The organism is Kistimonas ophiarachnellae (assembly GCF_057552235.1).
Genome location: NZ_BAAJPA010000004.1, coordinates 177,716 through 200,339, shown reverse-complemented (window position 1 = coordinate 200,339; position 22,624 = coordinate 177,716). Strand labels below are relative to the sequence as shown.

Annotated in this window: 25 protein-coding genes and 1 pseudogene; 12 read left to right on the top strand and 14 right to left on the bottom strand. The window is 49.3% G+C overall.

Features of this window, described 5'->3' with window-relative positions:
- Positions 1–48 precede the first annotated feature (48 nt).
- The 3 genes from AC27K1_RS06515 to AC27K1_RS06505 all read left to right on the top strand — a co-directional run bounded on the left by AC27K1_RS06515 (position 49) and on the right by AC27K1_RS06505 (position 3,276).
- Entirely contained in the window at positions 49–1,551 is a 1,503-nt protein-coding gene (locus tag AC27K1_RS06515) for an aldehyde dehydrogenase (protein WP_487149220.1), read from the top strand.
- A gap of 36 nt (positions 1,552–1,587) precedes the next feature.
- A complete protein-coding gene (locus AC27K1_RS06510) occupies positions 1,588–2,940 on the top strand; it encodes an NAD(P)/FAD-dependent oxidoreductase (RefSeq protein WP_487149219.1) in 1,353 nt (450 codons plus the stop codon).
- A gap of 111 nt (positions 2,941–3,051) precedes the next feature.
- Positions 3,052–3,276, top strand: a complete 225-nt coding sequence (locus tag AC27K1_RS06505) for a hypothetical protein (protein WP_487149217.1) — start codon at positions 3,052–3,054, stop codon at positions 3,274–3,276.
- Between the two features lie 107 nt (positions 3,277–3,383).
- Here AC27K1_RS06505 and AC27K1_RS06500 read toward each other — a convergent pair whose 3' ends face one another.
- Positions 3,384–4,346, bottom strand: coding sequence for a nucleoside hydrolase (locus AC27K1_RS06500; RefSeq protein ID WP_487149216.1), 963 nt, complete (start codon positions 4,344–4,346; stop codon positions 3,384–3,386).
- Positions 4,347–4,477: 131 nt separating this feature from the next.
- On the opposite strand from AC27K1_RS06500, the gene AC27K1_RS06495 reads away from it, so the two are divergent.
- A complete protein-coding gene (locus AC27K1_RS06495) occupies positions 4,478–4,846 on the top strand; it encodes a hypothetical protein (RefSeq protein ID WP_487149214.1) in 369 nt (122 codons plus the stop codon).
- A 29-nt stretch (positions 4,847–4,875) separates the two neighbouring features.
- Here AC27K1_RS06495 and AC27K1_RS06490 read toward each other — a convergent pair whose 3' ends face one another.
- Positions 4,876–5,427 (bottom strand): hypothetical protein, encoded by a 552-nt coding sequence (locus AC27K1_RS06490; RefSeq protein ID WP_487149212.1) that lies wholly within the window; start codon positions 5,425–5,427, stop codon positions 4,876–4,878.
- A 165-nt stretch (positions 5,428–5,592) separates the two neighbouring features.
- Between AC27K1_RS06490 and pdxH the strand changes: the two genes are divergently transcribed.
- Both pdxH and AC27K1_RS06480 read left to right on the top strand, forming a co-directional pair.
- A complete protein-coding gene (gene pdxH / locus AC27K1_RS06485) occupies positions 5,593–6,231 on the top strand; it encodes a pyridoxamine 5'-phosphate oxidase (protein ID WP_487149210.1) in 639 nt (212 codons plus the stop codon).
- 716 nt (positions 6,232–6,947) lie between these two features.
- Positions 6,948–7,784: a hypothetical protein gene (locus AC27K1_RS06480; RefSeq protein WP_487149208.1), complete on the top strand. Its 837-nt coding sequence runs from the start codon at positions 6,948–6,950 to the stop codon at positions 7,782–7,784.
- Between the two features lie 68 nt (positions 7,785–7,852).
- On the opposite strand, the gene AC27K1_RS06475 is transcribed toward AC27K1_RS06480, so the two are convergent.
- Complete coding sequence (locus AC27K1_RS06475) at positions 7,853–8,248, bottom strand: hypothetical protein (RefSeq protein ID WP_487149206.1); 396 nt, start codon at positions 8,246–8,248, stop codon at positions 7,853–7,855.
- A 142-nt stretch (positions 8,249–8,390) separates the two neighbouring features.
- Entirely contained in the window at positions 8,391–9,248 is an 858-nt protein-coding gene (locus AC27K1_RS06470; RefSeq protein ID WP_487149204.1) for a redoxin domain-containing protein, read from the bottom strand.
- 907 nt (positions 9,249–10,155) lie between these two features.
- Here AC27K1_RS06470 and AC27K1_RS06465 point away from each other — a divergent pair.
- From AC27K1_RS06465 to AC27K1_RS06450, 4 genes and pseudogenes are all read left to right on the top strand, one after another.
- Positions 10,156–11,373 (top strand): hypothetical protein, encoded by a 1,218-nt coding sequence (locus AC27K1_RS06465; RefSeq protein WP_487149203.1) that lies wholly within the window; start codon positions 10,156–10,158, stop codon positions 11,371–11,373.
- Between the two features lie 322 nt (positions 11,374–11,695).
- Positions 11,696–11,818, top strand: a pseudogene (locus AC27K1_RS06460) (helix-turn-helix domain-containing protein); the annotation flags it as partial.
- Between the two features lie 89 nt (positions 11,819–11,907).
- On the top strand, positions 11,908–12,114 hold the full coding sequence (locus tag AC27K1_RS06455; protein WP_487149201.1) for a helix-turn-helix domain-containing protein: 207 nt from the start codon (positions 11,908–11,910) through the stop codon (positions 12,112–12,114).
- Between the two features lie 230 nt (positions 12,115–12,344).
- Positions 12,345–12,530, top strand: a complete 186-nt coding sequence (locus AC27K1_RS06450) for a hypothetical protein (protein WP_487149199.1) — start codon at positions 12,345–12,347, stop codon at positions 12,528–12,530.
- Between the two features lie 139 nt (positions 12,531–12,669).
- Here AC27K1_RS06450 and AC27K1_RS06445 read toward each other — a convergent pair whose 3' ends face one another.
- The 7 genes from AC27K1_RS06445 to AC27K1_RS06415 form a co-directional block, all read right to left on the bottom strand.
- A complete protein-coding gene (locus tag AC27K1_RS06445; protein ID WP_487149198.1) occupies positions 12,670–13,005 on the bottom strand; it encodes a hypothetical protein in 336 nt (111 codons plus the stop codon).
- A gap of 620 nt (positions 13,006–13,625) precedes the next feature.
- Positions 13,626–14,612 (bottom strand): L-histidine N(alpha)-methyltransferase, encoded by a 987-nt coding sequence (egtD, locus tag AC27K1_RS06440; protein WP_487149197.1) that lies wholly within the window; start codon positions 14,610–14,612, stop codon positions 13,626–13,628.
- A 72-nt stretch (positions 14,613–14,684) separates the two neighbouring features.
- Positions 14,685–16,025: an ergothioneine biosynthesis protein EgtB gene (egtB, locus tag AC27K1_RS06435; RefSeq protein ID WP_487149196.1), complete on the bottom strand. Its 1,341-nt coding sequence runs from the start codon at positions 16,023–16,025 to the stop codon at positions 14,685–14,687.
- A 1,053-nt stretch (positions 16,026–17,078) separates the two neighbouring features.
- The gene (locus AC27K1_RS06430; protein ID WP_487149194.1) at positions 17,079–17,867 is read right to left on the bottom strand and encodes a hypothetical protein; all 789 of its coding nucleotides are present in this window, start codon (positions 17,865–17,867) and stop codon (positions 17,079–17,081) included.
- A gap of 89 nt (positions 17,868–17,956) precedes the next feature.
- Positions 17,957–18,535, bottom strand: a complete 579-nt coding sequence (locus AC27K1_RS06425) for a hemerythrin domain-containing protein (protein ID WP_487149192.1) — start codon at positions 18,533–18,535, stop codon at positions 17,957–17,959.
- A 131-nt stretch (positions 18,536–18,666) separates the two neighbouring features.
- A complete protein-coding gene (gene ybaK, locus AC27K1_RS06420) occupies positions 18,667–19,140 on the bottom strand; it encodes a Cys-tRNA(Pro) deacylase (RefSeq protein WP_487149191.1) in 474 nt (157 codons plus the stop codon).
- Positions 19,141–19,317: 177 nt separating this feature from the next.
- A complete protein-coding gene (locus AC27K1_RS06415) occupies positions 19,318–20,472 on the bottom strand; it encodes a protein kinase domain-containing protein (protein ID WP_487149189.1) in 1,155 nt (384 codons plus the stop codon).
- Positions 20,473–20,598: 126 nt separating this feature from the next.
- On the opposite strand from AC27K1_RS06415, the gene AC27K1_RS06410 reads away from it, so the two are divergent.
- Complete coding sequence (locus AC27K1_RS06410) at positions 20,599–20,883, top strand: hypothetical protein (protein WP_487149187.1); 285 nt, start codon at positions 20,599–20,601, stop codon at positions 20,881–20,883.
- Between the two features lie 77 nt (positions 20,884–20,960).
- Here AC27K1_RS06410 and AC27K1_RS06405 read toward each other — a convergent pair whose 3' ends face one another.
- The 3 genes from AC27K1_RS06405 to AC27K1_RS06395 form a co-directional block, all read right to left on the bottom strand.
- A complete protein-coding gene (locus tag AC27K1_RS06405) occupies positions 20,961–21,284 on the bottom strand; it encodes a heavy metal-binding domain-containing protein (protein ID WP_395180172.1) in 324 nt (107 codons plus the stop codon).
- Between the two features lie 118 nt (positions 21,285–21,402).
- Positions 21,403–21,723 carry an antibiotic biosynthesis monooxygenase family protein gene (locus AC27K1_RS06400; protein WP_487149184.1) on the bottom strand — a complete coding sequence of 107 codons (321 nt, stop codon included), beginning with the start codon at positions 21,721–21,723 and terminating at the stop codon, positions 21,403–21,405.
- 72 nt (positions 21,724–21,795) lie between these two features.
- Positions 21,796–22,251 (bottom strand): c-type cytochrome, encoded by a 456-nt coding sequence (locus tag AC27K1_RS06395; protein WP_487149183.1) that lies wholly within the window; start codon positions 22,249–22,251, stop codon positions 21,796–21,798.
- Between the two features lie 226 nt (positions 22,252–22,477).
- Between AC27K1_RS06395 and AC27K1_RS06390 the strand changes: the two genes are divergently transcribed.
- A complete protein-coding gene (locus tag AC27K1_RS06390; protein WP_487149181.1) occupies positions 22,478–22,603 on the top strand; it encodes a hypothetical protein in 126 nt (41 codons plus the stop codon).
- Positions 22,604–22,624 lie beyond the last annotated feature (21 nt).

The window sequence follows — 22,624 nt, the reverse complement described above, 5'->3', positions numbered from 1 at the left end:
TGTGTCGAACCCATAATCACAACAAATACACAAACCAGGTGCTAATTCATGACTGAAGCCCTCAACAGCCGCGAACAATGGGAAGCCATGGCGGCTGAACTGACCATTAATGGCAGTGCCTTTATTAACGGGGAATATACCGATGCCGCGTCTGGCGAAACCTTTGAATGCCGTTCGCCGATCGACAACCGGGTACTGGCCCGGGTCGCCAGCTGCGATCAGGCCGATGTAGACCAGGCCGTCGCCAACGCACGCGCTACCTTTGAGGCTGGCACATGGTCACGTATGGCTCCGGCTGCCCGCAAAAAGGTGATGATCAAACTGGCCAGCCTGCTGCTGAAACACAAAGATGAACTGGCGCTGCTGGAAACCCTCGATATGGGTAAACCCATCAGTGACAGCCTGTCTGTTGATATCCCCGCCGCTGCCCACAGCCTTAGCTGGAGTGGCGAGGCGATCGACAAGGTTTATGATGAGATCGCACCGACACCTGAAAATGAAATCGGCATGATCACCCGCGAGCCGGTCGGCGTGGTGGGCGCCATTGTGCCCTGGAACTTCCCGCTGCTGATGGCTTGCTGGAAACTCGGCCCCGCACTGGCGACGGGTAACAGTGTCATATTAAAACCTTCTGAGAAATCACCGCTGACCGCGATCCGCATTGCCGAACTGGCCATCGAAGCCGGTCTGCCAAAAGGCGTTCTGAACGTTCTGCCAGGCTTTGGCCATACCGCCGGTAAAGCGCTGGCGCTGCACAACGATGTGGATACGCTGGTATTCACCGGCTCCACCCGCACGGCCAAGCAGCTGATGATCTATGCCGGTGAATCCAACATGAAGCGAATCTGGCTGGAAGCCGGCGGCAAGAGTCCGAACATTGTGTTCGCCGATGCCCCCGACCTCCGTGCCGCCGCCAGTGCTGCTGCCGACGCTATCTGCTTCAACCAGGGAGAAGTCTGTACCGCAGGTTCCCGTCTGCTGGTTGAAGAAAGCATTCACGATGAATTTGTCGCCATGGTGGTTGAGGAACTGCAACAGTGGAAGCCCGGCCATCCGCTGGATCCTGACACCAATGTCGGCGCCATTGCTGACCAGCAGCAGTTGCAGACCGTGCTGAACTATATCGAAGCCGGAAAGCAGGAGGGTGCATTGCTTCAGACTGGCGGTGTCCAAACCCTGCCTGAAACCGGCGGCTACTATGTTCAACCCACGGTCTTCACCGGCGTCAACAACAGGATGCGGATTGCCCGGGAAGAGATTTTTGGTTCTGTTCTCTCGGTCATCACGTTCAACGGCGAAGAAGAAGCAATCAGCATCGCCAATGATACGGATTACGGACTGGCGGCAGCTGTGTGGAGCCAGAATATCGGCAAAGCCCATCGTGTGGCCAAGCGTCTTCGGGCTGGTTCCGTCTGGATCAACCACTATGATGGCGGTGACATGACTGCGCCTTTTGGCGGCTACAAGCAGTCCGGCAACGGCCGCGACAAGTCCCTGCACGCCTTTGACAAGTACACCGAACTCAAGGCGACCTGGATTTCACTGGGCTGATCCTGGCAAGAAGAATAACAAGAGAGGGAGAGCAGCATGACGAAAACCAGTGTCCGGGAAGCACCGATCACTGTGGATATCGTCACCCACAAACGTACCCGCACGCCGGTCCACAGTGACCGGCATGCCGACTCGTACTATGCGGCGACCGTCAATACACAGACTGACTATCCAGTGCTTGATGAACACATCACCGCTGACATCTGCATCGTCGGCGGCGGTTTCAGTGGTGTTGCGTCGGCGCTGGAGCTGACCGAGCGCGGCTTTAATGTTGTCCTGCTGGAAGCCCGCAAGATCGGCTGGGGCGCATCCGGCCGTAACGGCGGCCAGTTGATTCGTGGGATCGGTGAGAATCCGGACCAGTTCCGCAACCAGATTGGTCAGGATGGTGTCGAAGCAATCCACACGATGGGACTGGAAGCCGTTGACCTGGTGCGAAAGCGCATCGCCAAATACGACATCCAGTGTGATCTCAAGATGGGCTATTTCGATGCGGCCATGAAGCCCCGTCACCTGCGCGAACTGAAAGAAGATTATGTGTGGATGCAGTCCCGTGAATACCCCCATGACCTGAGAATGATCAGCCAGGAACAGGTTCGCGATATCGTCGGCACCGACCGCTATATTGGCGGGATGGTGGATATGGGCAGTGGACATCTTCACCCGCTCAACCTGTGCATTGGAGAAGCGGAAGCCGCTGCCAGACAAGGCGCCCGCCTGTTCGAATATTCCAAGGTCAACAAGATCCAGAGAGGCAACAAACCCAGGGTATTTACTGACAAAGGCTCAGTGACCGCCGACTTCCTGATCCTGGGCGGCAATGCCTACATGGGTGACCTGGAGCCCGGTATCGGCGGCAAGGTCCTGCCCGCGGGCAGCTACATCATTGCGACCGAGCCGCTGGAACCTTCTGTGTATAACGCACTGATCCCCAGTGACTACGCCATCTGCGACATGAGCGTTGCCCTGGATTACTTCCGGCTCTCCGCTGACAGGCGGTTGCTGTTTGGCGGCATGTGCAACTACTCGCGGCGTGACCCCAATGACATTGTCGAATCCATGCGCCCCAAGATGCTGAGGGTTTTCCCGCAAATCAAGGATGCCCGGATTGATTACCAGTGGGGAGGAATGATCGGTATCGGCGCCAACCGGATGCCGCAGATCGGCCGACTGGAACCCAATATCTATTATGCCCAGGCGTATTCAGGCCACGGGGTCAACGCGACTCATACGGCAGCCCGGGTGCTGGCGGAAGCCATTACCGGGCAGGCACAGCGTTTTGATGTCTATGCCAGGATACGTCACATGACCTTCCCCGGCGGCAAGACCTTCCGGTCACCACTGCTGGCTCTGGGCATGTTGTGGTATCGCCTGAAAGATATGCTGTGACCATAAAAAACGGGGCCTTAAAGGCCCCGTCGAGGAGTAAGTGACAAACGGATTACTTTGCATCCACAATGTAGTCAATAGCTTTCTGTCTTCCCTGCACCGGTTTGCGCCGTGCTGATCAATCAGCCTTCTTCTTCGCGACCCCGATTCCATTTGCTTGCAGAACCACAAGACACCATCCTGCAAAATAATCAGCTTGCCAGCCCTGTTATTGTTATTAGGACGGGCGGTGGCCCCTTTTTCTTTTTGTTTGCGGCCGGTCGTGCTTATTATTTTTATTGTGCCCGTCCTATTACAGTTACTGTGCCAGTTTTGGAAAATGTTTCATTTTCATGAACTTACAAAACCCTTACAAAAGCGCAGACCGTTAAACCGGTCTCAGTTCGTTACTGTTGGCAAAATTTCACCGTAACATCCCCATCACCGGTAACACTTTATGCCACTCAGTAACGAGACAGTCGTTCGATCAACAACTTGATAAAACGCTCCCTGTCGATATCCATCATGATTTCAGCATTACAGTGACCTTCTGTGTGCTTACCATCGAAATCCACAACCGTCATACCATGGCTCTGCACTCCGCTGGTTTCGACGGTCACATGGGCTTTCCTGCCGCTGAACAGTGTGGGATCCAGCAACCAGGCAATGGTGCAGGGATCATACAAGTGTGCACCTTCTGTCGTGTAACCACAGAGCACACTCTGGCGGGTATAAAATTCCATCATTTCAGCGACGGCAATACTGACGGGATTCCCCAGACGCCGGATCTGTTCAACCTCCTCATCGAAGATCAGTGCCTTGTAGGTCACGTCCAGCCCCAACATGACAATCGGTATACCAGAACGGAACACCACATCCCCCGCGACCGGATCAGTCAGGATATTGAATTCCGCAGCTGGCGTGATATTGCCAAAGGTACCGCCGCCCATAAGGACGATACGTTCGATCTTGCTTCGCAGTGACGGCCAGCCTGTGAGTAAAACAGCAATATTGGTCAAAGGGCCAGTCGGCACCAATGTCACCCGCGTTTCAGACTCACGCAGCAGCTTCGCCTGCAACTCGACCGCCGTCATATCCTCAGGCTCGAACCCGGGCTCGGGTAGCACCGCGCCGTCCAGCCCGGTTTCTCCCATCAGTTTGGAGGGTGTAATCGGGCCACTTAATGAAGTATCCGCACCAGCCGCTACCGGTGGACGGAGTTTTGCCAGCGTTAAAACCCGCAGGGCGTTATACAGGGTTTTATCGATCGTCTGGTTTCCTGCCACCACCGTGACACCCAGCAGATCCAGCTCATCACTTGCACCGGCCAGTAACAGCGCCAGGGCATCATCATGGCCAGGATCACAGTCAATGATGATCGGACAACGCATTATTCCACCACTTTGTTCGTTGTTTGGTCTGATCATAGGCGGCTTTTGGCTGACGGCAAGACAGGGATAGCCGCTATCCACCGTGCTTCTGTCGTGCGCGTCGACCTGGAGGTAAGAACAAAAGGCAGAAACAGAAACGGAGCCCTAAGGCTCCGTCGGAATTCATCTTGTACAAGCGGATTACTTTGAAGAATGTGCGAACAATACCTTGTTCTTCTTCCCTGGCTCCGGTTCCTGCCGGACTGTTTACACAGCCTTCTTCGCACTCACCGGCTTCCTGCTTCTGGCAGCATCACAAAAAAGCATCCTGCAAAATAATCAACTTGTCCGCGGTTGTTTTTATTATTGGTGCGGTCAATCTTTTTATTTTTATTCTTCTTATTATTATTTTTACTTCTTCTTGTTGTGACACTGGTTTTGCAGACGCCATGCCAAAAAAATTATTACTAAACAAAACAAGAAGTTATAAAAAAACCGTCAATCAGAACCCGCTTAGACCTGCACAACATTGTTACACCCTTAAGCATTTCGGGTAACACGTGCGCTACGCCGGTAACAGTCTCTTTCAAGGTAACCCCTGCCGATGTTCACTGGTTGGGTAGGAAGGGCACTGAAACCAGTGTTCACGGGAAAATTCATAGCGGTAACAGGCTTCCCCCCCGGTTGGATTAGCATTGTTATCCCCTGGCCGATACAGCGGAAAGTAGCGATAAAGCTGACCATCAAACACATCGAACCGGTCATGCCCCCTATAGCCGTGTTGCTGCTCGCGGCTCAACTCCGCCATATCCGATTCGGCATAACCGCCATAGACCGGTTCCAGCCGCTGCAGTATCGGGTAATTCCCGCTGCCGGCGGCACGTGTCAGCAATACGATCACCGGTAGATGGCCGGTCTCTGGTAACAACCAGACGTTTTCCGGGGTACCGTCCCGCTCAAGCTGCAACCCCTGCTGCCCCCTGCCATCCAGGATGGTCACATCCATGGAACCGATGGATGCCGCTTCACCTGCCGGCACCATCACGCAGACTTTGACCTCTCCGACATGTGCAGATACGCCACTGCAATGACCTGGCTTGTGATGATGTTCTTTTAAACCGGAACAGCCAGATAGCATCAGGAACAACCCTATTGCTGGTAAACATCGAACCCATCTCGTCACAGGCATTACCTCGGGTGTAGGTATCAATTTCGTTACGCTATAAGATAGCGACTGTTGTATTTTCGCCAATACAGCCAGCATCACCGCTTACGGCGATCGCCAGCCAGCCAAGGACCCATCATGGATATCAGCGCATTACGTGAAGAATACACCCGCGACGGATTAAGCCGGGAGGATCTGGACCCGAACCCGGTTGAGCAATTCGAGCGCTGGTTTCGCCAGGCCCGGGAAGCCGAGATCCCTGAACCCAACGCCATGAGCCTTGCCACGGCAACAGCATCAGGCGTGCCCTCACTGCGCACCGTCCTGCTGAAATACTTTGACCACACCGGTTTCGTCTTCTTCACCAACTATGAAAGCGACAAGGCCAGGGAGATTGAGGAAAATCCCCATGTTGCGCTGCTGTTTCTCTGGCTGGGCCTCCAGCGGCAGGTCATCATCAGGGGTCGGGCTGAAAAAATCAGTAAATCGGAAACCCTTAAATACTTTATGAGCCGCCCCCATGGCAGTCAGCTGGGCGCCTGGTGTTCCGAGCAGAGTTCCGTGATCAGCAACCGGCAAATCCTGGAAATGAAGCTGGACGAAATGAAACGCAAGTTCAGCAAAGGTAAAGTGCCGGTACCCTCCTTCTGGGGGGGATATCGTGTTGTTCCGGCATCCATCGAATTCTGGCAGGGACGCCCAAACCGTCTGCATGACCGTTTTCAATACACCTTGCAGGATAACAACGACTGGCAGATTGACCGGCTGGCTCCCTGACGGTTATCCCATCCCACCCGCATCAGCATTTATGAACAGGCCGCCTTACCCGGAAGCCTGTTCACAGGTGCTTCAGGTCTAACACACATAAGCTCATGAATTCATAGCCTTTCCAAAACTTAATGACACGTTATACACAGGCATTTCATCCATTTTGTCACTTAACCTGACTGTTCACATTTTCTGTTTATAAACATGTGGCTATCATCGGGAACACCCTTGAAACAAGCACTTAATCAATTGATAAATAACAATTTTTTATTGCTGTATATTTTTTAACCAGCCGTTTTTTAATTCATGTGTCTGGTCGGCAAACTCTTCGGAAATCCGTGACGCAGTTTGATTTACCAACAATCCGTTGTGCATAACTCTATCGGCCTTTCAGCCAACACCAGGCGCTCAACCATCCACAACCTGATGCATCAGCTGTTTATAATAAATCGGCGAGTCTTTTTTCAGAACAAAACCACCTGTCAACAAACCATCGACAAGCTATCCACAGTCTATCTTCAGGCTTTTACCGGTGTCATTTTTCTGCACATCAACTGTGGGAAAGTATGTGATTATTTTCGGGATTGCCATCGAAAGTCGGCAGTGTATCGGCCCTGCGCAAAACTGATTATTTTTTAACCAGCAAAACATCAACCTTATTCTGTCAAAATCGCTGACAACCCTATACGCTGTTTCTTGTGCCCCGAAAAACAACAGGGATGGTCATGCGATTTGCAAAGTACTGGCAAAAGGACAGCGTCACCCTTCATGGCAGAAACGGACAGTCTGCGGTTGTAACAGGCTGGGGGGCATCCAATAAGAGCCATGACGATGCACGACGCCACGCCACAGAACGGGCAGAACTGCTGGCCAGCCTCCTCGAACAGAAGCATACCCTGGCCGAATACGAATACGCTGACGACTATATTCGCGAAGAGCAGCTGGTTGAGGTCAAAAACAGTGAGAATGAGGTTGTCGCCATCTTGTCACGCAACAGTTATGGCGCTGTTATCCTGAATACGGACCGTGTTGTTTTTGGTGACATTGATATTCAAACACCGGGGTTCATGGCTCGCCTGCTGCGATACGTGGGCATCCCGCTCAAAAATAAACAGTATTATTTAAAAAAGATCGAGACTTATCATAAACGCCATCCTTCCCTGGTTTTCCTGGTCTATGAAACCCGTGCCGGGCTCCGGTTTATTATCAGCAACCGGGAAATAGCCCCTGACTCGCCGGAAGTGAATAGCCTGTTCAAGGCGCTCAAGGTCGATCCGCTTTATCGTCGGCTCTGTCACGCCCAGTCGTGTTTCCGTGCACGGCTCAGTCCCAAACCGTGGCGGATCGGTATGAGCCGTCCCCAAAGCCGGTTCCCGCGACTGGAACCTGAACAGCAACAAGACTTTGACCTCTGGCTACACACTTACCAGATAACCGCGAGTAACTACGCAAGCGCGCATTTCATGGCTGCTTTTGGTGAAGCCGGTATTCCGGACAATATTCAACGGGTGCTGGATGTCCACAACAAGTATGCCTGCCAACAAGGGGCGCCATTGGCTTGAACACTCATTGGATATACGAGTTTCAGGCAGGAAGCATAACGTTTAAAAGGTCATGGCTTCAGAACAACCTAGCTACCTCGTGACCTCGGGTGGCGACGGCTTGAACCTGTAGAAGATGCGCCTGTTTCACTTGCATGAGGTTCAGGTGGCTCGGGCGGTGCAGGTGGCTCGGGCGGTGCAGGTGGCGCAGGTGGATTTTCCTCTCCTGTTTGCGTTGCAACAGAGGACGCAATGGTTCTTTCATACAGCGCCTTGTGAAAATCTTCCGCCACTTTTGACTGACTGTTAGCCGGCTTGGCAATCCAGTCATTCATAGCATCCCTGGTCATATAAACATGGGTAAAAAAAGCGTACACCGATTTGAATAGCGTGATGCCCCTTCCATTGTTTTTCCAAACGTAGGAGGCCGCACTCCACCACGTCAATGAAACGACTTTTCTATTAGGACTGATGTTGATTGCCATAAAAATCAAAATCCTTTTCTATGCAACGACAGCGCATTCTGTATTGCATATATCCACCAGATGCTGGAGAGCATCCCTCTGAGCCAGCATCTAATATAACTCTAGAGTATTAACCGAATTGTAGATTGATTAAAAACTATCCTCACGAAGCCGGTTTCAAACCTGACGCATACCGCAGGTAGTCATTAACCTTGATGACGTTTTCATACTTCTCCCTGGCTTCTTCATCCGTCATTCCTGGCGGAACGATGCCGGCTTCACCCGGTTTCCAGTTCACCGGTGTTGCCAGACCAGTACGATCAGCAAACTGAACGGCATCCAGGGTACGCAGAATCTCATCAACATTACGCCCAACCGTCATGGGATAAGCCATGGTTAACCGGATATGTTTGTCTGGACCGATGATAAACACCGTACGTACCGTTGCATTATCTTTGGCGCTGCCAAACCCGTCATTCTTGATATCCGGCCCACGATCTTCCCCCGGGCCACCGGGTAACATGTCATACCTACGTGCAATATCAATAATATTGTCAAAGCCCGGGCTATTACCCAGTAGAGCAAACGGAAGCGGTTTATCACTCTCCTGGTTGAGGAATCGATTAATGTCTTTTACCCAGCGATTGTGTTCATCAACCGTGTTAATGCTCAATACATAAATACTGGTTTTTCGACGCTGAAAGTCTCCGATGCGCCTTGCCAGCTCGCCAATTTCCGTTGTGCAGACCGGTGTAAAATCCTGTGGGTGAGAAAACAAAATACTGTAACGACCTTCCAGCTGCTCATGAAACTGGATCTCACCATTCGTACTGTTGGCGTAAAAATCCGGCGCTTCACTGCCGATGCTGAGCGCATGAGCAAACTGAATATTCATTCCACCCAATAGCAGACAGCTCAGAATACCTCCTGCGCGAAAGCCATTGACGACAATGCTATGCCGCTTCGAGCTATCCCGATCCCACCTCATGCGTTTACACAACGTATTTAGCCAGGTATTCATTCAGACACCTCCACCGGCATTCAATCAACAACGATTACAGCAGCCTGTGATAACGTTTCATTCAGGGATAAAAGCCTGATGGCTTCACCCCAGCCCAGTGCGCTTTGACGAGCGTTGATCGAATATAGTCCACAGCAGCCAAGGTGTTGATCTGCCAGTTAGACCGTTTGGAACTATCGATCTATAAGCAGTCTGTAGAAGTAACCGATGTACGCCCTTTCGTATTGCCCTTGTGCAATACCAATCGCATTTACCCAGCCTCAGCCTGAGACCTGGTACTTTCAGGCATCATCAACGCATTTTCTCTGGAACGATGTCTCGCCGACCACAGCTACCCGAAGGATTTGAGGATATCGATTTTCAGCTTGCTGCCCGCCATGCCGACGATAACCGTTAATGCATCAGGTTATTGGGTCTCGCTTTGATTGTTCAGTTTATGCTCTCGCACATGGGCCGTTATACAGTAGTTAGAAAAGGCGATTGATATTACTAAGGTACAGGTCAAGTTACTGGAATGACGGCATTTTTTTACCAATGCCAACTATTTTACTCGGGTATATTAACAATTTTCGAACTTTTTCTAACATCGAACATCTTAATGTATGTCTGTATGAACTAACTGTTGCATCTTTCAGAATGGTCAGATTATTTCATAAAGAAATAACTGGACAACGGATTAGTGATTAAACATCTATCAATCAATATTTACCGACTAGATTGTATCTGACGCGTTGAAAAACAAGGCTGAAGAAAAAACTTCGGGAATTACGAAATCTTTGATTCGTGTAAATCAAGCAGGTTGCAAAAGTTTCAGGAATTGCAGAATAAAGATGTGTGCCAAGTAAATTACCTTGTAATTAACTAAAAATATTGGCATAGAGATTAAATACTTGAAAAGGAGATTACTATGAACCCTAGTAAAGCAGCTAGTAGCGGAAACCAAACGCTTACACCCGCTGGAGGACATCCAGAGCAACCACCAGCATATGATATGGGGAAAGATTACAAAAAACAGCTTACGAAAAATGTTTTTGAAACGATGAAAAGTCTTAATATAGAAGAAAAATCAATTATGATGAGAGAAATTGTAGCTGAACATAATATAAATAATACTGACGATGAGTACAACCTAAATATAACACTTAAAAAAAAATTGACATTAGAGGATGACACTTCTGAAAGTGGAGAAAAAAAACTTCAAGCTCTTTTAGCGTTGAGTGAAGACACCTTTAAGACGATAGAAAACTGTAGTGATGAAGAGAGAACATCAATATTAATTAAAGTAATTAATAACCTACATATAGATGCAACCGTGCACCAGGGAGCTTGTGCTCCAGTGGCAACTGCCAGTGCTGCAGTGACAACTAGTGCTCTTTCGCAAAAAAACAAGCAGATATTGGAAGATTGCCTTAACAGCGTAGAAAAAGTGTTCAAGGATAATCGGGTTACATGGGAAGACTTCCTTCCTAATTTTGCTTTTTCTTGTGGTATGTATAATCAGTATGTTAATTTGAATCCGGGCGAACACAAAACAATAGAAGGTGCTATTGCTTTTTTTGAACAATTCTTTCTAAATTATGGTTTGAATAATGGCAGAGAAGTGATTCAAAGCATCTTGAGCGGTATACCAGATGAAGAAATAGGATATGACCCAGATACACGTCAATTTGTACCTGCAAGTGTACGTAAATCTGTCATTCCGGATTATATGATCGACTCAGTGAAAACTGAGTTTAGTGAAAAATTATCCAAACTGGATACGATAGCAGTAACTACTGAAGCCAAGGAAAAACACATATCAGATGCATATTCAGCGTTGTTTTATCTTATAAATAGTTTACTAGGTCCAAATGATATTGAAGAGCTAAAAAATAAACTTGGCATATCACCTCAATGTGTAATTCCCAACCTGGAAAAAATAAACTGTGTTTTTCCATATCGTGTAACGTATAGGGCCTTTGCTTGGCTTGACTATTTTACGAGTAATATGTTGCATCAGAAAAAAAGCATGCTTGACATCTTAAAAGTTATTAATACGGCCCTAGTAGAAAGTCGTAACAGCGGAGCCTCAGAAAAATTAGTAAAAATATCATTAGATCAATATAATATAAAACTTGATCAGTAAAAGGAATAATAATCCATTATCATTTACGGATTAGCCAACCACCGTCCTCGTGCAATCGCAAGAAGCAGGTAAAAGAAAGCCGCTAATGGTTTACAGAGCTTTCAAAAGTTGGCTAATCATTTTTTTGTAAACAGGGAATCCCCAAATCGCTTCGAACAACAACCGTGTAATACCAATCGCATTTACTCAGCCTGAGACCTGGCACTTTCAGGCATCATCAACGCATTTTCCCTGGAACGATGTCTCGCCGACCACAGCTACCCGAAGGATTTGAGGATATCGATTTTCAGCTTGCTGCCCGCCATGCCGACGATAACCGTTAATGCATCAGTTTATTGGTTCTCGCTTTTATACAGCAGGGCTCTCCGTTTCTGAGGCTGCCAAACGGCTTGATGTCACCCTCGATGCGATACATGACTGGCTACATCGTTTTACAGCGGACAGTCTTCCCGGCATGAAGGATCAGAACCGGAGAGGCGAAAGCCGGTTATCCCTGAAGCATCTCATGCTGAGTTTAAAGAAGCCGTTCTGCAAATGCAGGAAAATAAAGAGGGTGAGCATATCGTTGGCCGGGATGTTAATCAGTTATTGGAAAGTCATTTTCAGACACAGTGCGAACTTCGAACAATCTATAAACTATTGCACCGGGTGACTCTGTCATGGATTTCCGGTAGGTCTAAACACCAAAAACAGAACCTTGAGGAACAGGAAACATTTAAAAAAACTTCAAACAGGAAGTGATGGCTGTTGTACCTTCATAAGCCCGACACCAGGTTATTGATACCTGGTTTCAGGAGGAAGCCAGATGTGGCCAGCAGAACACCAACAGTCGCCCGTGTCTCATCCGGCAACAGCAATTTGGGTATGCCTGTGTATTGGGTGTCATATGCCCTCAACAGGATAAAGCCATTGGCCTTGTGCTACCCCATGCAAACGTAAAAGGTCACGCATTACATCTGGAGCAAATCTCCATGGCTACACAAAGCGGTCATCATGCAGTGGTTGTTCTGGACAGGGCAGGTTTTCATATGGCGCAGGATATCCCAACGTATGAAAATGTGAGCCTGCTGGTCGCCAGCATGTACTCCCGAGCTGAACAGTTCAGAAAGGCTGTGGGAGTGGATGCAGGAGCATGCGTTATCCAGGAAAGCGCTTGAGGGTTACGAGAATGTCGTGTGATTCGGGAACAAAATCGAGTGGCCAGGTACTTATACAGTAGTTAGAAAAGGCGATTGGTATAACACACATAAAAAACGCAGTCTGGCTGCGTTTCAATATGCATTCGGCAGACAACAGTCAGGCGACGCTTTCCTTGCGTTCAGCCTTCAGTGCATCTGTCATCCGGTAGAGTTCCATGAATACAGTGTGGTATTCATCATCACGGATAGTATTTGGAAAGTTGTCATACGCCACTGCGTTAAACTGGGCATGCACCAGCACCCTCACCGTCTGCCTGGGAAGGCTGATGCGCCACGGCAACCGTGTGACCGGTTTTCGCTTTGCTGTACGACTACAGGCGTAAGGCACAAACTCCCGTAATGCTTTTTCACTGCTGGCCCGAACCACCATCAGGTTCGGGTTATCACTATGCTGCACGATACTTATAATACCGCTGCTGGTCAGTAGCCACATGATGCGTCCCTGCGTCACGTTTAAGGTTCAATTTCAGCTTAGGCGATAAATGGAAGAAATTCCGTACCACCTATCCACAGGTCGACTGTTAGGTGACTACCGTTCGCTGGATTAATAAACGTATTGCACATTGGTGCTACCAACCGTAAAGGGGAACTTAGCCTCCGCTGTTCATGATCGATGACAGGCACAATTTCATTCGTTCTTTCAAAATCCGGGGATTCGCTCAGTGTTACCGGTGAGCCGGGATCTTTGCCAGAGTTAGAAGTGACTGAACGGGTCACTGCCAGAGATTCCACCCTCAAACACACATCGGGACTGACTGTCTGCCAGAAGAAAAGGCGTCGCGCTATTTCGCACGCTGACCGCTCAACCAGGTTCGCTTGCGCTGTTCACCTCTGACTTCCTAAGCTCCTTCAGACCCGGCCGTTGGTCAGATGCGCTCTTGCATTCGAATTACCTTCCCCTCAGCCGGAGTGATTCAGGCTTCTTTCAACCTGACAGGTTTACCCGGTTTACGGGCTTTTTTGTTACCTTTTTAATGTCCGGTACTTTTCCCTCCAGCAAATGCTGAACAGGCAATAAGAAAAACCAGCGCTGCCTGTTCTATAGAATGGGTTTCACTCCTGCTCCTGCTCAAGCTCCAGGTAATGAACGCTGAACAGCGCTTCCTCATCCAGCCAGCTGTTAACTACCCGAAAGTCCGCATTGGCCACCAGTGTAGAAAAACTGTCTAACGTATATTTATAGGAGTTCTCGGTATGGATGGTTTCATGTCGACTGAAAGCAATGGTTTTACCATCAATACGAACACGGTGATCCCGCTGGCTAACCAGGTGCATTTCAATACGCTGCTCATTGGTATTATAAAATGCGAAATGCTCAAAGTTAGCCGGATCAAAATCAGCCTCGGCTAATAGATTAATATTATTCAGCACGTTCAAATTAAACTGTGCCGTAACCCCTTCCCTGTCGTTATAAGCAGCATTGAGCACCGATTCCGGTTTATGTAAGTCGACCCCCATTAAAACGCCACCACTTCCCTTCAGAAATGTTTTCAGGGTTTCAAGAAAATCCAGGGCATCTTGAGGTTGCATATTGCCAAAGGTAGACCCGGGATAAAACACCAACCGCTTACCTTCCGGTAGATTCTCCGGCATCCAGCCGGTTTGGGAAAAATCAGCACATATCGCATGAATATCAAGCCATGGAAACTGCTCCCCCAGTTTAATGGCTGATTCCAGTAAAAAATCCCCGGCAATATCCATCGGTACATAGGCCCTGGGCCGCAGGCTGTCCAGCAGGATTCGCACCTTTTCACTGTTGCCACTACCGGGCTCGATGACAATGCGCTCGGTACCACAATGATCGGCGATGGACTGCGCATAGTCCTTTAATATCTGCCGTTCAATCCGGGCAGGGTAGTATTCCGGCAACCGGGTAATTTTTTCAAATAATACAGACCCATGATAGTCATAAAAAAATTTTGGATTCAGCATTTTCTGTGGGCGTAACAAACCTTCCACAATCTCTTGTTTGTCATTATTTACGGGGTGATGGTTTTGAAAATTAACATTATCCATACCCATAAAGGCAGGTTCAGACATAAACAGTTCCTTATATCGACAGATCAAGAATGAATGAGGGGTAGTGGCAAGAAGGGTGTGCCTGATGACCCATTAAAGACTTCTTGCCAGGCGAAGGCCGGAGAACTGCCAACGATCACGGGGATAGAAAAAGTTTCGGTAGGTTGGCCTGAGATGATCGGCCGGGCTGACGCAGGAACCACCGCGCAACACCCACTGATTGCACATAAACTTGCCATTGTATTCACCAATCGCACCAGCGCCGGCCCTGAAACCCGGATAGGGACGATAGGCACTGGATGTCCATTGCCAGCAACTGTCATAGAGTTGCTTTAGCTGAACAGGAAGGCGGCTTTTATCAATGGCCAGAGGGTGTAATGTCTTTTCACCCTGGGAAGGATCCACGTCCTCTTGATTAACCGCGGCAAACTCCCATTCGGCTTCCGTGGGTAACCTTGCATGGGCCCAGCAGGCATAGGCATCTGCTTCATAGGCGCTTAAGTGGCAAACAGGCTGGTCAGGCAGTCTTGGCTGCAATCCATACAGTGTAAACTCCATTGAAAAACCCGCTTCTTCTAACCAGTACAGCGGTTGGTTCCATTGGCAACGAAGTATTTCAGCCCAGCCATCGGATAGCCAGAATTCGGGACGCCGGTAACCGCCGTCATCAATGAAACGCTGATACTCGGCATTGGTGACCAGCCGATCCGATAACTCAAAGGGCTCGATATACACCTGATGAGCCGGGCTTTCATTATCAAAAGAGAATGTCCCCTTATCCTGGTCAACACCCAGCTGAAATAAACCACCTTCGTATTGAAGCCATTGCGAGTCCGGTGAATCCTCTGCCTCATACCCACTCCGGATACTCTTGACGGGTGCGTAACCAGGATAGAGCGGATTTTTTGACAGGGAATATTTCAGATCCGTCAGTAAAAGTTCCTGATGCTGTTTTTCATGCTGAATGCCCAGTTTCACCCGGCGAATGACTTCATCCCTTTCTTCGGAATGCTCATGGCATACTGACGTCAATAGCCTGTTCATCTCCTGTTCAACATGATGACGATAGTCCATCACTTCATTGACCGTTGGTCTTGATAACAGGCCTCGCTGGGGGCGCGGGTACTGTTTGCCAATCGCGTTGTAATAAGAGTTAAACAGTGTTTCATAAGCAGGATGAAAAACCGTGTATTCTGCGGCAAAAGGTTTCAGCAGAAAGGTCTCAAAAAACCAGCTGGTATGAGCCAGGTGCCATTTCGGCGGACTGGTAAATGCGGCTGCCTGCAGGCCATAGTCTTCAATATCCAGAGGACTGCACAGCTCAAGGAAGTGTTGACGGGTTTTACAGAACTGTTTCAATAATCCATTGTTTTCAGTGGCTGGATTAATATCTGCATCACTATCGGGACTGATGAAACCTTCCACCGAAGACATAGGAGCTTCCTTATAGGGTTTCTAACAGAGCTTCATGAAAAAAGGCATAACGTACAGCACTCCACCCAATTGCATGAGCATGCTATTGAAAATAAATAACTGAGCCTTACTCTCTCGCAGAAGAGTAACTTTCAAAACATTGGTTGATTGTTAAGGCAGACTTATATAACGGCAAAAAATAGCATACGAAAAGGGAACCGTGTGTATTAGTTGTTTTTTATCTATAAAGATAGGTTTATATAAAATTTAAAATTAATTATTCATTTGGATCCATGAATAAGGTATCCCCTCTCGAATAACCCAATTTATACCAATTGTTTTTTCTAACCGCTGTTTAAGGCTCGGTCGCCTGTTCTATATTGCTTGTTAAAATTTGCAGGTTTCCTGGGTAGGTCGGTTTCCGAAGGAAGCCGACGTCGTCTGCCGGTAGAACGTCAGCTCGCAAGCGAACTGACCTACGTCAACAAAGCAAACCTGTCGCCTTTATAGCCAATTTTTCAGATTGTAGGCAGTTATAACGTAGTTAGAAAAAGCGATTGGTATTAAATACTTTAACCGCTCCCGGCCTGCCGAACCGGGTTCGCTTGCGCTGTATACCCCTGACTTCCCATAGTTTCCCTCAGCCCCTGCAGCTGGCCAGCTGCGCCGGGCAAACAAAAAAAAGCAGCCGTGAGGCTGCGTTTTGATACAGGCAGTAGCAGTAATGATACAAGCGGATCACTTTACAGGCTGTGCGGCCAATGCTTTGTTTGCTTCCGTGCCGCGCTTCCATGTTGGTTTCTTACCGCAAAAAAGCAACCTACAAAGTGATCAGCTTGCTGCCCCTTATTGTTATTGTTATGGGCCAGGTAGAGCGTCGTTCTTATTATTTTTATTGTGACCATACTATTACAGGTCTTGTGCCAGAATTTAAATAATCAATAATTTCAATAAGATAGATTAAATTCTCATTAATAAACGACGTTTCAGACAGGTGGTTTGTTACCGCTAATCACAATAACGGTAACGACTTCCAGAGCGTGGGTAACAGATGTTTACAGGTACTCAGAAGTACTATTCCAGCACGTCGACTTTCACCTGTACTTCATACACCGTATCCACCGTACTGTATCGCCTCACATTGTAACCGGAGGTCCGCCCGGTTCCTTCCCGGCTGGTACTGCTAACAGTCAACCATTCACCGACCTTGCCGGATACCTGCGTATCCACCTTTCGGCGGTCAAACGACTCACCATCGTGCCGGACGCTGTCATCCGTTTGGTAGATATCCAGTACCACCTGATCCCCCTGAATCCGGGCACTGGCATAAAAGCCCCGCTCCGCTGTCTTGTAGTCGGTTTTGGTGCGGTAACGGCCATAGTCATCAAACATATCCGTACTGACCGGTACTTCACGCCCCACGCTGATATAGGCAGGCATACCTTCCGTTGCCCTGACGGTTTGTTCGCCCCGTCGTTTACTCTGGCTGGAGCCGGTAGAAATCACGACACTTCCCTGTCCCTGGCCATCACGGGTGACAACACCATCCACACCGATGGTTCGCCCTGCCTGCTTCTTAGCCCCCGGAGTACGCACCGTAATCATCAACTGGTGCGGTGGGCTATCCAGCTTGCTGACCAGCGCCTTGACGGCTTCGAACTCTTCATCCGTCACTTGGAGTACAAGATTCTCACGGTAGGGCATCACGATACTGTCCTTCGACAGCAGCGGCTTGACCAGCCTGGCCACTTCGTTGGAATCCGCACGAAACAGGCTGATATTATGAATCTGACGCTCAACCGCCACTGCAGGCTGAGCCAGACAGACTGTCGCTATCAAAACCAGTAACAACCGACGCATCATTGTTGGCCATCTCCCTGTGTCTGCATTCACACAATGCCTGATTGTCTCACTATACAATAGTCCTTTCAGCGGCCTGTGCGCGGCAGACCTTATACCGGCATGGCGTGTGCCTGGTGATCGTCAACAACAAAGTGGTACAAGTCGGCATATTCATCCCGCAGTTGCTGCATGCCCATTTCCCGCTTCTGATCGTCCAGTTCCTTATTAATTATCGCAATATCCTCTGGCTGCAGGCAGTCATCAATACGCGGCAGGACAAACTGGTTTTCACACGCCAGGTGTTCCAGCTGCAAGTCAATGTAACGCCGGTAATCCCGCATGACGGTGTCTATAGGCACGACCTGATCGTTGGCGATAGCATTGAAGTTTGCTTCCAGCTTGCGGGTCAGCGCTTCCAGACTTTCATGCTGTTCCATCACCCGGTTGATGACTTCCCGTAGCTCAGGATCAATTTCGTGGGCACACATCATGGAAAACACCCGGTCTTCCAATGGATGGTGAAAATGTTCGGGCCAGGTGCGAATGTAGTCGAGGGCATCCAGAATCACCGAGAGCTTTGGTGATCGGCTGTCGTCTTCGTTATACGACGCCATTTCCAGATCCAACCGGTCGAGCAGACGTTTTAAATGTTTATGGTCATTCTTGAGACGTTCCAGCAGGCGCGACATGGCCACCTCCCCCTTCGCCAAATGTTGTTATATAAACTCTGGCTTCAGGGTTAACCACATACGCAATGGGTGCATTGACCGGTATCATGGTACCCGCGAGATTCACACGGGCTGATCCTCAATCCGTTGTCTCAGCGGGCAACTTCTGCCGTTACGGCACTGGTCATATCCACAAGATCATTGGGCGCCAGTTCGATTTCCAGTCCGCGGCGACCGGCACTGACATAGATGGTTTCAAACTGCAGGGCAGAACTATCCAGCACCGTCGGCAGTCGTTTCTTCTGCCCCAGGGGACTGATGCCTCCCACCACATAACCGGTGGCACGCTCCGCATCTTTTGGGTTGGCCATATCGGCTTTCTTGGTTTTCAGGGCTTTAGCGCAGGCCTTCAAATCCAGTTGGTGGGTAACCGGTACAATCGCCACGCCCAAATGGCGGGCATCGCCATTAAGTGACACCAGCAGTGTTTTAAAGACCCGGTTACCATCCAATCCAAGTACATCTGCAGCTTCCGTCCCATAGGAGGCAACTGTCGGATCATGTTCATACTGATGGATTTTATGGGTAATACCCTGCTTACGGGCAATGTTGATGGCTGGTGTCATGGAAAGCGTGTCGCTGGATCATGCAGTAAAGCTCGCATCATAATCCTTTGGTAATCAGGATCAACTTCTGCGTGGAGTGCTTCAGAAACAACAACGAAGAGATAAAAGTAAGCTGTCGCAAGGGGGCATGTGATGAATAATCAATACACACCCAAAAAACAAGCGTCATTTGAACTGTCACCACTGTGAGATGTCATGCGACATCTGTTCTGGCGCTATTCTTTTATCTGGATCTTCCCTCAACAACGCCTGAATACAAATCAGGCAACGTGCATGGAAATCAGGCAGACAGCGTATAACTGCCACATTGGGCATGTGATCCTGATCAAAGACCCTGTCGAAACCACCGCAATATTTATTTACTTCCTCATTCAACCGGTAATTAATGGTGGTAAAACGAAGATTAATTCGCCTGAAGAGCATGTTAAAACAGGCTTGTTCAAACTCTTGAAAAGTCTTATAAACCAGCTTCACTTTCTTATTTTTCTTAATCACATACCTAACTCTGTCAAGTGGGTGAGCACAAGCCTGCATGAACATCATTCCCATTGCCCAGTAGTCACTTTCCTTTGAGTACGCCTTGGCATGGAAAACCTCAGGAGACCAGTAAGCCGGTGTACCTACGCGGCGCTTCTCATTCTCTCCCTGCTTTATCACGCAGCCAAAGTCGCAGATTTTCCAGACATTATCTACCAATAGAATATTTTTGCCTTTTATATCCCTGTGAAGACACAGTTGACCATGAAGATAAGATACTCCTGCACAAACATCTGTGATCAGCCGTTTTATGATTCTTTTTGATAGGCGGCCTGAATGTTTTCTCAGGTAATTAGATAAATCCCCACTGGCTAAGGGCATAACCAATGCGACTGTGTTCTGGTACTCGAATGTATGGACAATACTGATGACATTGCGATGTTCTAATACCTTCAGGCATTCAGCTTCCTTGCGAATGTCAATCCTGGCTTCTTTCAGCTTTTTATCCGTTAGTCCGGGTTTGACAGTTTTTACGGCATAAGACCTGGAAAATAAGCCCGTTTTTATCTTGTAAACTGCACCATATCCACCTTGCGCCAGACATTTCAGATTCTGTACACCTGTCGTTTTAAACGTTTTCTCAACAGCCAGACCCCTTCTATCAATCGTTTCATCACGTACGACATCCCGGCTTGCCAACCGAGAAGAACTTGTCTGCGGAATATCACCGGATACGACCGACAACCGGCTCCTGGCGCCTGACCTCAGTGGAACACGGCCAATTGGATATACATACATGCTCGTAAGCTCGGGGGATGGTGTTACCCCTTTGGCAGGTTGAATGGATGCAGCCACGAAATCTCCCTCTTTAGCTATATAAAAATAAAATTGACAGCTATCCAAAGGAAAAGTTCACAATCTTCTGACCGCAGCGTTTAAATCTGCATCTTTCAGCTTCGATAACGGCTGGGAGATCATGAATTGCCGTTTAATAAGGTTCATCGCACTTTCCCCTTTGAGTATCTGCATTATTCCACCGATTACATTATTGAAGCGCGCACCAGCACCAGTCATGAAGTAAGCGCCAAGACTGGTGCTGAAACAGATCTCGAACGCTGGGGCATTAATTACGTGGTTTATGTGCTGGGTAAACTGGCCGCCTTCACGAAAGATACCCTGAAGGCCAGCGAACTCTACCCCGACTTCAAGGTCATACAGACGCCCGAGCAGGCATTACTTGATCGGCGTTTTGTCTTTGAATGGTAAGTAACTGCTGCTGTGCGGATCGAAAAACAGCCTCTGCTCAAGAGGCTGTCAACAAAAGGAAATCCGTCAGACAAGTTCTATTGGTCCAGAGAAACTGCCGTACCGCTGATACTGACCATCAGCATACTGCCCTGTTCGCCCACCACTTCGTAGTCAAGGTCGATCCCCACCACCCCGTTGGCGCCGAGCGCCCGGGCATTGTCTTCCAGTTCAGAAAAAGCCACCTGTCGTGCCTTGGCCAGCTCTTTCTCGTATGCACCGGAGCGACCGCCGATAATATCGCGTAGTCCGGCAAACAGATCCTTGAACAGGTTCGCTCCCATGATCGCCTCACCCACGACGATTCCCCGGTAGTGGGTAATGGTACGGCCCTGTACCGTCGGCGTTGTCGTCATCAGCATCAGAAACCTCCCGGGACATAGCCCCATTGACCGCTGATAACTATTGCCTGTCATGTCGGGTCTCGCCAGTTATAAACAGCAAAGAGTCCGAATTACCTGTTGCCGCATAAACGACATTTCACGGCAAACCGTATTCTCGTTCAACCCGGCAGATGCGAACACGGTAGTCGCTATACCACTGTTGTTTACCCCGATGCTGGGCTTCCTGGTGATCCACATTGGCTTTCCAGGCACGGATGGCAGCGAGATCCTGCCAGTAAGAGACCGTGATGCCCAACCCATCGCGAGCAGACTCAACGCCCATGAATCCCGGCTGTTCCTGCGCCAGTTCCAGCATCCGCATAGCCATGTCGTTATAACCGGCATCTTCTTCTGTCCGCCGCGAGGTAAAGATCACTGCGTAATAAGGGGGTTCCGGCGTTTCAGCAATGGTTGTCATTATTTCCAGATTCCAGAAACAGAAAAGGCCGCCAAACGGCAGCCTTTCAGAACGCGTATTACCTGAACCGGATCAGGGCTTCAGGCCACTCATGTATTCAATGGCACCACCGATTTCATCACTGGAACAGTCGCCACAGGTACCGTTTGCCGGCATGGAACGGATACCGTTGATCGCATTGTTCAGGATGGTCTGGTAGGAGCCGGCATCGGCCAGTCGCTTATCCCAGGTGGCCTTGTCGCCTTTCTTGGGCGCACCCAGTACGCCGGCGGTATGACAGGCGGTACAGTAGGTGTTGTAAACCTGCTCACCACTGCGCGGACCGGATGCAACGGCTGCCGCACCACCACCGGCTGCACATTCTTCACCAGCCACACAGAGACTGCCCACGGGTTTGATCCGGTCGGTGATTTCACTGCGGGAGACTTCATCCAGATCCCCGACGGGCTTGGCCATGACCAGTCCGGCAAACAGTCCCCCCAGCAGTACTGCAGCCTGTACAGCGCGCATCTTTTTGAAGTATGCCACTAGTCGTTCCTCATCATCTGACGCTTGAGCTCCACCCGACGATTATCGTTATTGGCTTGTGTCACACCGGGCTGGCCTGAATTGTTATAGCAGCCGCGATTATACGCCAAACCTGCTGCCAGCAACAATTCCGATTGACTGTCAATTCCGACATACACTGGCGAATTACGGCGATTACACCTACTCTGGCAGCGGCTTTTATCCTGACAAGCAACGGAGTTCTACCGTGCGCTACTGGCTTACCCTGCTGCACGGCGTGTTGTTTTCCTGGTCGGTTTCAGTTTTCGCCACTTTTCCCGCCAGCACGCTGGTACAGGTGGATAAAGCCGCGATCCAGAGCCGCTGGTTCTGATTCAGAGCAACGAACCCGTTA